The 14,454-nt window shown below is 35.8% G+C and carries 10 protein-coding genes; 7 read left to right on the top strand and 3 right to left on the bottom strand.

What is annotated here, in order from left to right; all coding sequences use genetic code 11:
- Window positions 1–94 precede the first annotated feature (94 nt).
- From V4P56_RS04055 to V4P56_RS04075, 5 genes are all read left to right on the top strand, one after another.
- Window positions 95–1,144 (top strand): AAA family ATPase, encoded by a 1,050-nt coding sequence (locus V4P56_RS04055; RefSeq protein WP_455481665.1) that lies wholly within the window; start codon window positions 95–97, stop codon window positions 1,142–1,144.
- Window positions 1,144–2,058, top strand: a complete 915-nt coding sequence (locus tag V4P56_RS04060; protein ID WP_455481666.1) for a DUF58 domain-containing protein — start codon at window positions 1,144–1,146, stop codon at window positions 2,056–2,058. The genes V4P56_RS04055 and V4P56_RS04060 overlap by 1 nt, the downstream gene beginning before the upstream one ends.
- Complete coding sequence (locus V4P56_RS04065; RefSeq protein ID WP_455481667.1) at window positions 2,055–4,856, top strand: DUF4159 domain-containing protein; 2,802 nt, start codon at window positions 2,055–2,057, stop codon at window positions 4,854–4,856. Before V4P56_RS04060 ends, V4P56_RS04065 begins: the two co-directional genes overlap by 4 nt.
- The gene (locus tag V4P56_RS04070) at window positions 4,856–6,952 is read left to right on the top strand and encodes a hypothetical protein (RefSeq protein ID WP_455481668.1); all 2,097 of its coding nucleotides are present in this window, start codon (window positions 4,856–4,858) and stop codon (window positions 6,950–6,952) included. The genes V4P56_RS04065 and V4P56_RS04070 overlap by 1 nt, the downstream gene beginning before the upstream one ends.
- 257 nt (window positions 6,953–7,209) lie before the next feature.
- Window positions 7,210–8,112, top strand: a complete 903-nt coding sequence (locus tag V4P56_RS04075) for a metallophosphoesterase family protein (RefSeq protein ID WP_455481669.1) — start codon at window positions 7,210–7,212, stop codon at window positions 8,110–8,112.
- Window positions 8,113–8,189: 77 nt separating this feature from the next.
- Here V4P56_RS04075 and V4P56_RS04080 read toward each other — a convergent pair whose 3' ends face one another.
- Both V4P56_RS04080 and mnmA read right to left on the bottom strand, forming a co-directional pair.
- Window positions 8,190–9,098, bottom strand: a complete 909-nt coding sequence (locus tag V4P56_RS04080) for a cation diffusion facilitator family transporter (RefSeq protein ID WP_455481670.1) — start codon at window positions 9,096–9,098, stop codon at window positions 8,190–8,192.
- A 1,660-nt stretch (window positions 9,099–10,758) separates the two neighbouring features.
- Window positions 10,759–11,955, bottom strand: a complete 1,197-nt coding sequence (mnmA, locus tag V4P56_RS04085) for a tRNA 2-thiouridine(34) synthase MnmA (RefSeq protein WP_455481671.1) — start codon at window positions 11,953–11,955, stop codon at window positions 10,759–10,761.
- Window positions 11,956–12,301: 346 nt separating this feature from the next.
- Between mnmA and sciP the strand changes: the two genes are divergently transcribed.
- Complete coding sequence (gene sciP / locus V4P56_RS04090) at window positions 12,302–12,577, top strand: CtrA inhibitor SciP (RefSeq protein WP_455481672.1); 276 nt, start codon at window positions 12,302–12,304, stop codon at window positions 12,575–12,577.
- Between the two features lie 128 nt (window positions 12,578–12,705).
- Here sciP and V4P56_RS04095 read toward each other — a convergent pair whose 3' ends face one another.
- The gene (locus V4P56_RS04095) at window positions 12,706–13,092 is read right to left on the bottom strand and encodes a flagellar export protein FliJ (RefSeq protein ID WP_455481673.1); all 387 of its coding nucleotides are present in this window, start codon (window positions 13,090–13,092) and stop codon (window positions 12,706–12,708) included.
- Between the two features lie 582 nt (window positions 13,093–13,674).
- Here V4P56_RS04095 and ctrA point away from each other — a divergent pair.
- Entirely contained in the window at window positions 13,675–14,376 is a 702-nt protein-coding gene (gene ctrA, locus V4P56_RS04100) for a response regulator transcription factor CtrA (RefSeq protein WP_455481674.1), read from the top strand.
- Window positions 14,377–14,454 lie beyond the last annotated feature (78 nt).

Raw genomic sequence — 14,454 nt, forward strand, 5'->3', positions numbered from 1 at the left:
TTTTTGCTACAAATCATAAAATATTCATTATAAAATATTTGTTATTATTCATAAGGAATTGTCAATTTTACGATTAGTGCTTCGGGGAAAAAATATGATCCAAAATGATACATTATCCAATTCTATTAAGAAAGTTAATATTGGTAATGAAGCACCAGAAATTATAGATGATCAAGTAACCATTGATGACATTGATATTGCACACAAAGAATTGGATATTCTACAACAGGAAATTAATAAAGTTATTTTTGGCCAAAACCATGTAATTGAATATACTTTAACAGCTATTTTAGCTGGTGGACATGCCCTGCTTGTTGGTGTTCCAGGACTTGCTAAAACGTATCTTGTTGAAACATTAGGAACAGTATTGGGACTTGATGAAAAGCGTATCCAATTTACACCCGACTTGATGCCATCAGATATTATTGGTTCTGAGATTATGGATTCAGATGAAAATGGTAAGCGCTTTTTTCGCTACATGCAAGGCCCTATTTTCACTCAACTTCTCATGGCTGATGAGATCAATCGCGCTTCTCCCCGTACCCAATCAGCGCTATTACAAGCTATGCAAGAATATCATGTCACTGTTGCTGGAAATCGTTACGATTTACCACAACCTTTTCATGTGCTTGCAACTCAAAATCCCCTTGAACAAGAAGGAACTTATCCACTTCCTGAAGCACAGCTGGATCGATTTTTGATGCAAATCGACATCGATTATCCTGATATAACTACAGAACGACGTATTATTTTAAAAACAACAGGAGAGGAAAATAAAAGCGCACAGCCGATTTTATCAGCAAAAAAATTGCAAAGAATTCAAAAAATTGTCCGTAAAATGCCTATCTCTGAAAATGTTGTCGAAGCCATTTTAAAACTTGTTCGTTCAGCCCGCCCTCATAAGCATAATACTCTTGCAAACTCTTATGTTGCTTGGGGTCCAGGTCCTCGGGCATCACAAGCATTTTCACTTTGTGCCCGCGCTCGTGCCCTTTATCATGGACGTTTAGCTCCCTCACTTGATGATATCAAAATATTGGCTCAACCCGTATTACAACACCGCATGGCGCTAAATTTTTCCGCACATGCTGAAGCTATAACTGTAAAAGATTTTATTGATAATCTTATAAGAGACATCCTCTAATGGCTATTGGCAAAAAAGTTTCAAAAAAACCTCCACTATCACTCACTACTAGGTTGTATAAAGATACTGCCAATATACAATATTTTCTTTTACAAGCACGTCTTATTGCCAATACGTTAATAACAGGATGGCATGGTCAACGTAAACGTGGTAACGGGGAAAATTTTTGGCAATTTCGCCCTTATGTTGAAGGAGAATCCATTACGCAGATTGACTGGCGCCGTTCAGCACGCGATGAATATACTTACCTACGTGAATACGAATGGGAAACAACACAAACAGTTTGGATTTGGCCTGATCAGAGTGCTTCAATGCATTATTGTTCGCACTTTTCACAAATCTCTAAGGGTAATTATGCTATTATTCTTGCCCTTGCATTAGCAACACTTCTTGCAAAAAGTGGCGAGCATATTGCTATACCCAATTTAATGCCACCCACAATGACATCTAATATAATAGAACGTATGCTCCTGGCTTTAATAAATCATCAAGATGAAAATCCATTTCCAGATTTCTCAACCATTACACGTTTTTCACACGCCATCATAATAAGCGACTTTCTTGATTGTCCTGAAAAAATTATTCAATATTTAACAATTTTAGCCACAAAACAGGTTACTGCTCATTTAATTGAAGTAGCTGATCCTGCAGAAGAGCATTTCCCATACAAAGGCTGTACAGAATTTATTGATCCTGAAACAGGGGAAAAGTACGTTTTGGGAAAAGCAGACAATTTCCGAGAGCGCTATTGTAAGCTATATCAAGCAAGGCGGCAAAAATTAGCAGATTTTTGTTTACGCCAAGGATGGATCTATTATGCCAGTACAACTGATCAACCCTTAACAAAAATTATTTTACAGCTTACAAATAAAATGGCCAGTTCTTCATCTAATAATACAAGGAGGGCATTTTGAGTTTTGCTGCTCCCTTAATTTTGCTGGGGCTTTTATCTTTACCAATCATTTGGTGGTTGGTGCAAATAACACCTCCTACTCCGTGTAAAGAGCTTTTTCCTCCTTTTCGTTTCCTTCCTAAAATAGCCAATCAACAGGAAGCCAAAAACCGTACACCTTGGTGGTTACTGTTATTACGGTTAACCATAGCAGCGCTAATTATTATCGCTTTAGCACGACCCATTTTACATAAAGAGCCAATTACATTCTCTGGATCTCAACCACTTGCGCTCATTATTGATAATGGATGGGCATCCGCGAAAGAATGGAAAAAACGTATTATCGTTGCTGAATCTCTCCTAGCACAAGCAGAAAAGCAGCAAAAAAATATTTATTTTCTTGCTACCGCTGAAAATGACACCCTTGATATTAATCCCTTACCGGCAGAAACTATAAAACAACATTTAAAACATTTACAGCCCCGCCCTTGGCCTGTTAACCGTGTACATACATTGAAAAAACTTATTGAAATAACTAAAGGCAAATCTCTTGATATTGCTTACTTAAGCGATGGCTTACAAACAAGCGAAGATATGCAAGCTTTTGCCCTAATCGAACAGTTAAAACCTCAAAAATTCTTGTGGTATTTAGCAGATATTTCCGACATAATTGGTGTAACAGCTATAGAAAATAACAATAAGAACATCATAGCACATATCATTCGTGCAACTAATCAAGGTGAAACTACAGTTACATTAAGCCTTTATGATTTAAATAACCAACTCCTTGGCCGTTCTACAACAAACTTTCAAGAAGGAGCAACAACAGCTCTTGTTTCTTTTAACTTACCGCTTGAATTACGCAATAAAATTGCATGGATAAAAATAGAAAATCAAGCTCACGCTGCTGCAACTTTCTTAATTGACAGTCGTAATCGAGTGAGCCGTGTTGCTCTCTTATCGCCAAATATTAACAAAATAACACAACCCCTGCTTTCTCCATTTTATTACATTATCAAAGCATTACAAGGCCATACACAGCTTATAACAGCGGGAGGAAAAGAGCTTTCAATTGATATCGATCACTTACTGAAACAAAATCCTTCTGTTTTCATTATGGGTGACATCGTTAATATGCCAAAAGAAGTGGAAAAAAAACTATCTGATTTTGTCACTAAAGGGGGAACACTTATTCGCTTTGCTGGAGAAAATCTCAGTACTACAGAACATCATGATAGCCTACTGCCCGTTCCACTACGTCCTGGAAATCGCTTCCTTGGAAGTATCATGTCTTGGACAAAACCACAAAAACTTGCGCCTTTTGCAAAAAATAACTTCTTTTTTGATCTTCCTTTCCCAGAAGATATCACTGTTTCACGCCAAATTCTAGGAGAACCAAGCCCAGATCTTTTTGAAAAAACATGGCTCAGTCTTGCTGATGGAACTCCTCTTATTACAGCAGCTAGCCATGGCAAAGGCACACTCATTCTTATTCATATTGCACCAGATCCCACATGGTCAAATCTTCCTCTTTCTGGATTTTTTGCACAAATGTTGCAAAAATTAATCACGCTCAGTGCCTATGAAAATAAAAATCCATCACACACAAAAACAACAACAGTACAAAATCCTTGGCGAACATTAACCGCTGATGGTCAGCTACAAACTCCTCCTACTTTTGTTGTTCCACTCGTTATTGATGCACAAAGCCCACCTTTTCCCTCTTATCATACCCCACCTGGGCTTTATGGCTTAAAAAATAATCTCTATGCACTTAATCTCTTAACTCATTCATCACACTTAATAGAGCAATCGGTATTACTTACCTCCTTAAGCACAAATCCTTTATCTTATGACACAAAAGAAAAATATCTCATTGGTCCACTTTTAGGATTAGCTGTCTTATTATTTGCTTTGGATAATTTTTTAGTTTTATGGATGGGGGGAGCTTTTTTTCTCAACCGACGAAACAATGTACTCCTTCTGCTTCCTTTCCTAATAAGTCTTATAACCTTGTTCATGCATATACCAAGTGCTCATGCACAAAGCACAGAAAACTATTATGAAACTATAATACAAGCAGCTGGTGCTACTCATCTTGCTTATGTCGTAACAAATAATCATGAAATTGATACTACAAGTAAAAGTGGACTAGAAACGCTGAGTCAGTTTATTGCAGAGCGTACAATGCTTTCACCCGGATCTGTGATAGCAATTGATCTTGATAAAGATGAGCTCGCCTTCTATCCTCTCATTTATTGGCCAATTGATTCTAACAGTCCCATCCCAACACCAAAAAGCCTTGAAAAAATAAATAGCTTTATGAAAAATGGTGGTACAATCTTATTTGACACACGCGATCAAATAAATACCAATCTTAATTTTGAAGGAACTGCTACTCCAGCCACACAAAGATTGCGAACTATATTAAAAGGATTAAATATTCCACCCATTGAACCAGCATCTGCTGATCATGTTATTGCTCGCTCTTTTTATATTATGCCAGATTTTCCTGGTCTCTACCGTGGTTCTCCTTTATGGGTTGAATCATCATCAATGAAAAAAAGAAATAATAATTTTCTTGCCACCGGTGATAATGTAAGTTCTCTCCTTATCACTGCCAATAACTTTGCTGGTGCTTGGGCACTAGATCCAAAAGGTACTTGGAAATACCCACTTATTCCTAATGATGCAATGCAGCGCTTATGGGCATTTCGTGCAGGATTGAATATTGTCATCTACGTGCTTACAGGAAACTATAAAGCTGACCAAGTTTACGTCCCAACACTGTTGGAGCGCTTTAACAGAGAAAGAAGGTAATGAGACCATTTTTTACTTTTCAGCCTTTTTTGCCTATCTCTTGGCTTTTATTGTTAGGGGGAATATCCAGTATTTTTGTAATCATTGGCCTCATTACACGACGTCAAGGATCTTTATTACGTCTTATGGTATTGGTTTCTCTCATCCTTACTTTACTGAACCCAATAATTATAAAAGAACAACGAGAACTACTCAAAAGTACTGTAGGAATTGTAGTCGACCGCAGTAAAAGCCAAACATTTGGTACACGTACAAATGATAGCGATGAAGCGCGTGCACAATTAATGGCTGAACTAGCTCACTATCCACAATTTGAGCCACGCTTTATCGATGCTGGAAAACTTGATAATAATCAATATGCACTCTCAACGAATTTATTTAACGCTTTAACACACGCCATATCTGATGTACCGCAATCTCGTTATGCAGGTACAATTTTAATCACCGACGGACAAGTGCACGACATTCCTCCATTATCAGACCTTTACCATAAAGCACCTATCAATGCTCTCATAACAGGAAGATCGAATGAATTTGATCGCCAAATTAAATTTATTTCCCCTCCTCGCTTTGCTCTTATCAATAAACCACAAATACTCTCTATTTTGGTAGAAGATAAAGGACAACCTCAAGAATCTATATCAACACAAGCAAACATTACTGTAAGTATTAATGGCCAAGAAGTTGGTCATTATTTTGTGACCCCTGGTGTTATTTTTCAAACTGAAATTACCCTTACCCATGCCGAAAAAAACATTATTCAGGTTGCAACTGATGTACAAGAAGGTGAATTAAGCTCTGAGAATAACAAAGCTGTAGCCATTATTGAAGGAATAAGAGAAAATCTGCGCGTTCTTCTTATTTCAGGCGCACCTCACAACGGTGAACGTACATGGCGAGATCTTTTAAAAGGTGATTCCAATATTGACCTTATTCATTTTACTATTTTACGTCCTCCTGAAAAAGCAGATAATACGCCATTAAACCAATTATCACTTGTGGTATTTCCTACAACAAAGCTATTTGTTGAAGATATTAATAATTTTGATCTTATCATCCTTGATGGTTACCAACATTCTCCGTTTCTCCCATTAATCTATTATGATTATATCGCTCAATATGTACAAAAGGGCGGAGCATTATTAATGGTAACAGGTCCTGAATTTATCCAGCAATATTCGCTTGCTAAAACACCTTTGATAAGCATCCTTCCTGCATTACCAACTGGTATTATTATTCAAAAACCTTTTCGACCTACATTAACCAAAGAAGGTGAACGCCATCCTGTTACACGAGACCTTGCAACTCCTACTTATCCAGCTTCTCAATGGGGACAATGGCTACGACAAATTGCAATTCAAAAAACAAATAAAGGTACTATTCTTATGAAGGGAGCTGATGAACAACCACTTTTACTTCTTTCCCATGTTGGTAAAGGACGTGTTGGTATGTTACTTTCTGATGAAAGTTGGCTTTGGGCACGAGGTTTCGAAGGTGGAGGCCCTTATGCAGCTCTTTATCGTCGAATTGCTCATTGGCTTATGAAAGAACCCGATCTTGAGGAGGAAAAATTAAGCACAATAAGCGACCGTCATCGTTTAATAATTCGTCGCCAAACGCTTAAAGACTTTCCAGAACCAATTGAAGTAACTTTTCCCTCTGGAAAAAAAGAGGATATTATCCTTACCAAAGAACAGGAAGGTGTATTTACAGCTGTTATTAATACCAATGAAACAGGAATTTTTAACATCAAAAATGGTGATCTAACAGTACTTTCTTCTGTGGGTGTTCTCAACAATCTTGAATTGACTGACTTAATCTCAACGGAAGAAAAGTTAGCTCCTATCAGCAAATATACTGGTGGCCACATAGTGCGTTTACACAACGAAAGAAAAGCGAGTATTAATCTTCCTCCTATCAAGCTGCTTCAATCACAAACAGAACAAAAATCCCCCTTTGCTCATTCAATTGTTTTGAAAGAAGCTACAGAAACTCGTTTAGTCAATACTTTTTATTTTTCGATTTTTTCTGGTTTCTTTGCATTACTCACTTGTCTTTTACTATTTAGTATTATGTGGTATCGTGAAAGCCGTTAAAAAATCTTAAAAGATTGTTGCTATCACTTTAAGATGGAGCTTATCTTAAAGAAAAATATATATCGAGAACATATAGACAACAATAGAGTATCATTATTATGTACCTTTTTGTCATTTTAAAAATAAATAAAGTGTAAATTTCCCAAAGGTTTTTTGGTATTTTCAATAGGATATTTTTCATTTTATAATCCACTCTTACCTTAAAAATACAACAACTTATCTTATATTTTTTTATTGCCTAAATTGTTTTCAACACTATGCTAGCATCTATGTTTTATCTTGCTCATATATCAGATGTACACCTTTCACCCTTACCACAACCTTCCTTATTTGAGCTCTTTGGGAAGCGCATTACCGGCTATCTTAATTGGCAAAAAAAACGTAAAAATCAAATGGCAACAAATGTCCTAGAGATTTTAATGGACACGTTGAAAAAGAAAAAGCCTGACCATCTCATAATCTCCGGTGATCTTGTCAATCTGGCTTTAGATAAAGAATTTGAACAAGCACGTAATTGGTTACTTAACCAAGGCCAGCCTCAAAATATTTCTTTAACGTTTGGAAATCACGACGCTTATGTCCGTGGAGCATTCAAGAAGGCTTGTACTCTCTTCTACCCTTGGATCACAGATGATTTCCCACAAAAGAATCCACTTTCTTTTCCTTATATGCGTGTTCGTGATAATATAGCCATTATAGGTGCTTCATCAGCCATTGCTACACCATTTTTTCAAGCTTTTGGCTATTTCGATAAAACGCAGGCGCAAACTTTATCAAAGCTTTTAAATAAAGCTGCGGCACGCAATCTTTTCCGTATTATAGTGATACATCATCCCCCTTTTCATCATGCAACTTCTTGGCATAAAAAATTATGGGGCATAGAACGTTTTTTAAATGTTATCAAACATCACGGCTGCGAACTTATTCTTCATGGACATACCCATTTACCCACATTAAATATTGTCGAAGGAAAAATGGGAAAAATTCCTATTGTTGGTGTTGCTTCTGCATCGCAAGCTTTCGATAGTAAAAAATCACCTGCTGGTTTTAACTTATTTGCTATTGAGCATTTTCATCATCAATGGCATTGTCAATTACAACGATATAGTATCATTAATCAAGAAAACGAGATCGCTTGTATTGAAAAAATTAATCTTTAATATTTTTCTGAAAAATCACAAAAAAACATTTTTTGATTTATGTCTCTTTAAAAGATAATCCAACCCGCAAAAATCATTTATACAAGAGGAATAGCTGTTGTGCCAGGAGGCAATTTAGCTTCATCTTCAGGCTCTATATGAACAGAAATGTGCACATTATTGAATTCTTTTTCAAGAACATCTTCAATTTTGTTACAAATCTTATGAGCTTCTCCCACCTGCATTGTAGCTGGCACAACTAAATGAAATTCTATAAAAGTAACTCGACCAGCAACACGCGTACGCAAATCATGCACTTCCAGCGCACCATGCGCATTTGTAGAAATAAGATTACGGATCTGAATGGTTTCATTCCATTCAACTCCAACATCCATTAACCCTTGAATAGCATTATTCACCACCTTCCATCCCTGTGCAAGAATATTAATAGCAATGATTATTGCCAAAATTGGATCCAAAATAGCCCATCCACTCATAAAACTTGCAAGTAAGCCAACTAAAATTCCAAATGAAGTAAAAACATCTGTTATAAAATGTGCGCCATCAGCTCTCAACGCTGGCGATCGGTGAATTTTTCCCTGTTTAATAAGAACCCAACCCCACACGTAATTTATGGCACTTGCTACAAGGTGAATAATAAGCCATATCCCAGGCTTCTGCACTAATTTAACGGTTGAAAGAGCCATCCATGCTTCTCTTAAAATCATAATTGCCGCAACAATAATCAGTATCCCCTCGAGAATAGCAGAAAAATATTCCACCTTATGATGTCCAAAAGGATGATCTTGATCCGCTGGCTTCATACTCACTTTCACAGCCCACCACGCCACTACTGCTGCAAGTATATTTACAATTGACTCTAATGCATCAGAATAAAGTGCGACCGAACCAGTAATGTAATACGCCCAATACTTCAAAGCAAAAACGATACAAGCAACTAAAATAGAGCATAGGGTTAAGCTTTGTATTTTGATTTTGACGTCCATCACCACACACCCCTTCTTCTTTTATCAAACAAGAAATGATATTTTTAACCCATATACCCTATAATCTTTTTTGATATGCTGTTAATATTTCCTCATGTGATAAAAAATTTCAGAATATAATAAAATACTTCCTATATCTCACCATTTCCACTTGGAGTAGCTATACACGTATCATAACAGATGAATATGATGTACAGATATTGCTCAAAAGAGAAATAAGCAATCTCTAAGAGAAACCAAACACATTCTCCTAATAATCAATAATTTTTAAAATAGCTTAACAAGCTTACTGACTTATAATTGAAAAATCACCCACTGTTTTTATTCAAATATGTGATTACACACCACTTACTAACCTTTTTATAATTATCGTACTAATCAGCATAATTACGAAAATACCGAATAGTCGCTTAGCATCCCACTGCAACTTTAATTCTACATTATATCAAAGACATTACACTGATAAAATAATAAAAACCATTTTAGGATTAAAAAAAAGAACCTGGGCATTGGGGACCCAGATTCTTTTCCCTTAGCAATCAAGGGTATACAGGGCTTAGGAAATAGCGGGGACCCAAAACCCTGCACCCGATACGAAGACAACACGTTGTACCACACTCGGTACCTACACATTATACCTATGGTTGTATTATGTCAACAAAATTCTACTATTAGTTTAAAATAATATTTTCTTATCCTTCTGTTCAAAAAAAATATTCAATACCTAGTAATCTCAAAAAAGAATATTCAAAACCTTAGACAAATCCTAATCTCGCAATAATTCGTAAAGCTGTTTATTCATATCTAAGAGCCTATCATAATATTAGTGAAAAAATTTTATTGGACAGGCAACACCAATTTATAAAAGAAAAAAAATGATATCATCGGTATTATTGCACTCGTAAGAATCTTCTGCTCTATGGTTCTCATAGCAATAGAATGCTTTTTTGGACTTACATCATTTTTGAAAACAACATAACCATTGTGTTCCATTTGCTGCGTTCCACAAAAAACCATAGATGATATCATGGGCTTCCATATTTATAGTGGTAGCAATACAGCATTAGTAAATGCAGAATGCTACATCATTATAAAAATTTTTCCCAGATATTACCCAAAAATCCTTGATTATAGTTTTATACAATCTCTCTAATTACGATGATATAAATGCCATTTTTTATAACATGGCTATTTTTACCAATAATGATAACGTCATTGATAAAACTTCATGCAATTACCTTTATAGAAAATCAATCCAAATCTCTTCGGGCGCAACTCTAAAATGCCTTATACGCAAAGTGTTGATTGTTGATAATCGTCATAAGATATTTAAACGATGCAAACTTTTATCTTTATATTCTTCCTTTTTTCATCCTCTGTATTATCAAGCAAGAAAAAACAACAAAACTGACACCACTTACTTTTAGCATATTGAGAGCAACGACTTACATGCTTATACTTCGCAAAAATTATAAACTTTGCATATTCCCTTAGCCTACAACCGTGATAAGTTGTAATGTTACCATGGTCTCGAATCTTACATTAATGCACTTTACCGACTCTATTAAACGTAACTAAAAATGACCATATTAAAAGTTCTAGAAATACATCCCTAAGTATTTATATTTTATTTATGAGAAACAGTTATTTTTAATTAAGATTAAACAGTTGCTTTTGTTTCAAGATTACATAAAACACGCTGCAGCATCGCTTCAGCACCAGCTGTACGTTCTGAACGTGTAACAAATCCACCCCCAAGAACACGTGCTCCATCACTGTCTTCATCATAAAAAACGCAAGCTTGTCCTGGTGCTACACCACTTTCATGTTCTAGCAAATTAACAGAAAAAACACCCTCTTGATAATATAAACGCGCAAGACGCGGAGGACGCGTTGAACGAACTTTTACAGCCACTTCAACACCACTGGAGGGAAAATTATCTAACTGCTCATCACCAAGCCAATTCATATCACGCAAAAAGAACTTATATGTTTCCAACATTTCACGAGGGCCAACAATAACACGTGCGTTTTCCACATCGAGATGAACTACATAAAGTGCCTCACCGGTTGCAACACCAATACCACGACGCTGACCAACAGTATAATTGAAAATTCCAGAATGTTTACCCAGAATCTTCCCATCGACATGTACAATAACACCAGGTTTTGCAGCTTCTGGACGAAGTTTTGCAATAACATCAGAATATTTTCCCTGCGGAACAAAGCAAATATCCTGGCTATCATGCTTATTTGCAACGACTAAACCCATTTCTTCTGCTATTTCACGAACACGTGCTTTCGGAAGATCACCAAGTGGAAAACGTAAGTAATCAATCTGTTCTTGTGTTGTTGCAAAAAGGAAATAACTTTGATCACGAGCAGAATCAATAGGACGAAAGAGTGCTCGATGCACACCATGAGAACGACTACGAATATAATGCCCCGTTGCTAAAGCATCTGCACCTAATTCACGTGCAGTTGCTAATAAGTCCGCAAATTTGACAGTCTGATTGCATGCCACACATGGCACAGGCGTCTCTCCGTACACATAACTTTCTGTAAAAGGATTAATTACAGCCTCACGAAATCGTTTTTCATAATCAAGAACATAGTGAGGTATCCCTAATGTTTCAGCCACGCGACGCGCATCTTCAATATCTTGCCCAGCGCAACAAGATCCGACACGATGCGTTGCAGCACCATGGTCATAAAGCTGCAGTGTAATTCCAATCACATCATAACCTTCTTTTTTCAAGAGACCTGCCACAACTGATGAATCTACTCCACCAGACATTGCAACAATAATACGAGAATCTTCAGGCTGTCCTGGTAAATCAAGGCTATTCAAAATCATGCTTTTATTCTCTATTTAAATGTACACCATATGATTAATATTTTCATGTGCACTGTTCATTGATTTCCCTATAGCGCTTTTTAATTTTTTCTACAACCAATAGCATTATCTTTTAAGAAGGTCCTGAAAACAAAAAATTAGTGAAAATATGACCCAAGATGCTCCCCTTTTACTCTATTTATAAAAAATTCCATAAAAGCACTATAATAGACTATTCTACTTGCTTTATTTTATATTTTTATGTGTTGGCTTACTTTAGTAATTTTTTATTTAAACAAATTTAGCTCTTTTTTAAATTTCACGTCTTACAAAAGAATCAAGTCCTTGATGAAAATAGAAGAATACAATGACTGATTTAACAAAAACACAAATAAAATATGTTATTGGGCCAGATGGAAGTCCACTCACAATCACCGATCTACCACCGAAAACAACGAGACGATGGGTGATTCGTCGCAAAGCTGAAGTTGTTGCTGCTGTCAGAGGTGGATTGTTAAGTCTTGATGAGGCATGTAAACTTTATACTTTGACTGTAGAGGAATTTCTTTCATGGCAGAGTTTGATTGATGAGCATGGCTTAGCTGGATTACAAACAACCAAAATCCAACGCTATAGGTATTAATTGCCATTGATAATGATTGGATATTTACTTCAAAATACCATCCAAAACAGCCAAATTTTATAAAATTTGGCTGTTTTTTCTTTCAGCTCATCAATCTTTAGAAATTTATCTTCAAATTGCAGCTATCATTATCCAACCATAGAGTTAGATTGAATCAAGATATGATCATCACCTACTGTTGTTCCATTTTCTCGCGCATCAAGAAGCTGTTCACGTTGCAGTTCTGTACTAATTTCATGAAGAGCAATTTCTGCATTTGTTTTCTGAAGCTGCAAATCACGAATTGAATTTATAAGATTATCACGCCTTTGCCGTGCTGCACGAGCGAAAGCTGAATAAGCAAAATGATGAATATCACTATTTCCAGATTTACGTTCTTCACTCGTAATTTGAGCTTCTAGCTCTAACACCATTTTCTCAAATTCTACAATCATCATCTCAAGTTGTGCAATTTCACGACGTTTTCCACGCACTTGAAACATCTTCAATCGCACTATACCTTCTCGTGATTTCATATTCACTACTCCTTGGTTACCCCAACTCAAAAATTTTCATTTTTACTATTTACCCACACTCTTAGTTTCTATCTTTACTGGCGAAAAATAGATCAACCCTTATTAACTTGAAATTTCAAATTTTTTCCCCTTCCATAAAGTAATCTATACACACAATCTGTCTTAAAGAGTCATAACCATTTCTTTACTTTTCATCTTCACTATAAAAAAAGAGATTTAAAGCTCGGTAAATAAATAACGCAATTGTAAAAAGAGGAATTTTAAAAAACTCACTACTGGATTTTTTAAAAATTAAAGGTTAATAAAATAGGCAATTCATTTTTTTACTAAATTTTAAAATATACGATTTTTCTAAAATAATTTTATTAACCTCTTTTAAAAATAAAAATATTTTGTTAATCACTATCATAGATAGTGGGAAATTCGGTGGTGATTGTTGCGCGTACTACTGAAATGTTCATAAACACTTTCATTGTAAGTGTTTGTTTTTGTAAATCATTTTTTATAATTAGTAATTTATCAATTGCTGTAAAATAAGATAGCTCCACTTGATTCGGGAGGGAGCGAAGTGAGGGATCGAAGATGCGCGTATTATTAATTGAAGATGATAAAGCAACCACTCAAAGCATTGAGTTAATGCTAAAATCAGAAAATTTTAATGTCTATATCACTGATCTAGGTGAAGAAGGTGTCGATTTAGGTAAACTTTATGATTATGATATCATTTTGCTTGATCTGAATTTACCTGATATGTCAGGTTATGATGTTTTAAAAACTTTAAGATTAGCAAAGATAAAAACTCCCGTTCTTATTCTTTCTGGAATGGGTGCCATTGAAGATAAGGTTCGTGGGTTTGGGTTTGGTGCTGATGATTATATGACTAAGCCTTTTCATAAAGATGAGTTAATTGCACGTATTCATGCGGTTGTTCGTCGCTCTAAAGGCCATGCACAATCGGTTATCGTTACCGGTGACCTTACCCTCAATCTTGATACTAAAACCGTTCAAGTTGCAGGACAACCTGTCCACTTAACTGGGAAGGAGTATCAGATGCTAGAACTTTTATCTCTACGTAAAGGTACTACACTCACCAAGGAAATGTTTCTCAATCATCTCTACGGTGGAATGGATGAACCAGAACTAAAAATTATTGATGTTTTTATCTGTAAGCTACGGAAAAAATTGGAAGCTGTATCTTCTAACGCAAACTACATTGATACCGTTTGGGGACGCGGTTATGTATTACGTGACCCAATTGAACAAAATATACGTAAAACTGCTTAAATAAATAATAAGAATACGTATTATAAAATCTCGGAGAAACGATCCGGGATTTTTTTCTCTTATTAAAGAATTCTTTTA

The sequence above is a fragment of the Bartonella sp. B35(2025) genome (assembly GCF_053794465.1).

Bases quoted from the DNA above. Each gene is read 5' to 3' on its own strand.
- ctrA (WP_455481674.1), top strand. From the start codon at position 13,675: ATGCGCGTATTATTAATTGAAGATGATAAAGCAACCACTCAAAGCATT.
- V4P56_RS04070 (WP_455481668.1), top strand. From the start codon at position 4,856: ATGAGACCATTTTTTACTTTTCAGCCTTTTTTGCCTATCTCTTGGCTT.
- sciP (WP_455481672.1), top strand. From the start codon at position 12,302: ATGACTGATTTAACAAAAACACAAATAAAATATGTTATTGGGCCAGAT.
- V4P56_RS04075 (WP_455481669.1), top strand. From the start codon at position 7,210: ATGCTAGCATCTATGTTTTATCTTGCTCATATATCAGATGTACACCTT.
- V4P56_RS04095 (WP_455481673.1), bottom strand. From the start codon at position 13,092: ATGAAATCACGAGAAGGTATAGTGCGATTGAAGATGTTTCAAGTGCGT.
- mnmA (WP_455481671.1), bottom strand. From the start codon at position 11,955: ATGATTTTGAATAGCCTTGATTTACCAGGACAGCCTGAAGATTCTCGT.
- V4P56_RS04080 (WP_455481670.1), bottom strand. From the start codon at position 9,098: ATGGACGTCAAAATCAAAATACAAAGCTTAACCCTATGCTCTATTTTA.
- V4P56_RS04055 (WP_455481665.1), top strand. From the start codon at position 95: ATGATCCAAAATGATACATTATCCAATTCTATTAAGAAAGTTAATATT.
- V4P56_RS04060 (WP_455481666.1), top strand. From the start codon at position 1,144: ATGGCTATTGGCAAAAAAGTTTCAAAAAAACCTCCACTATCACTCACT.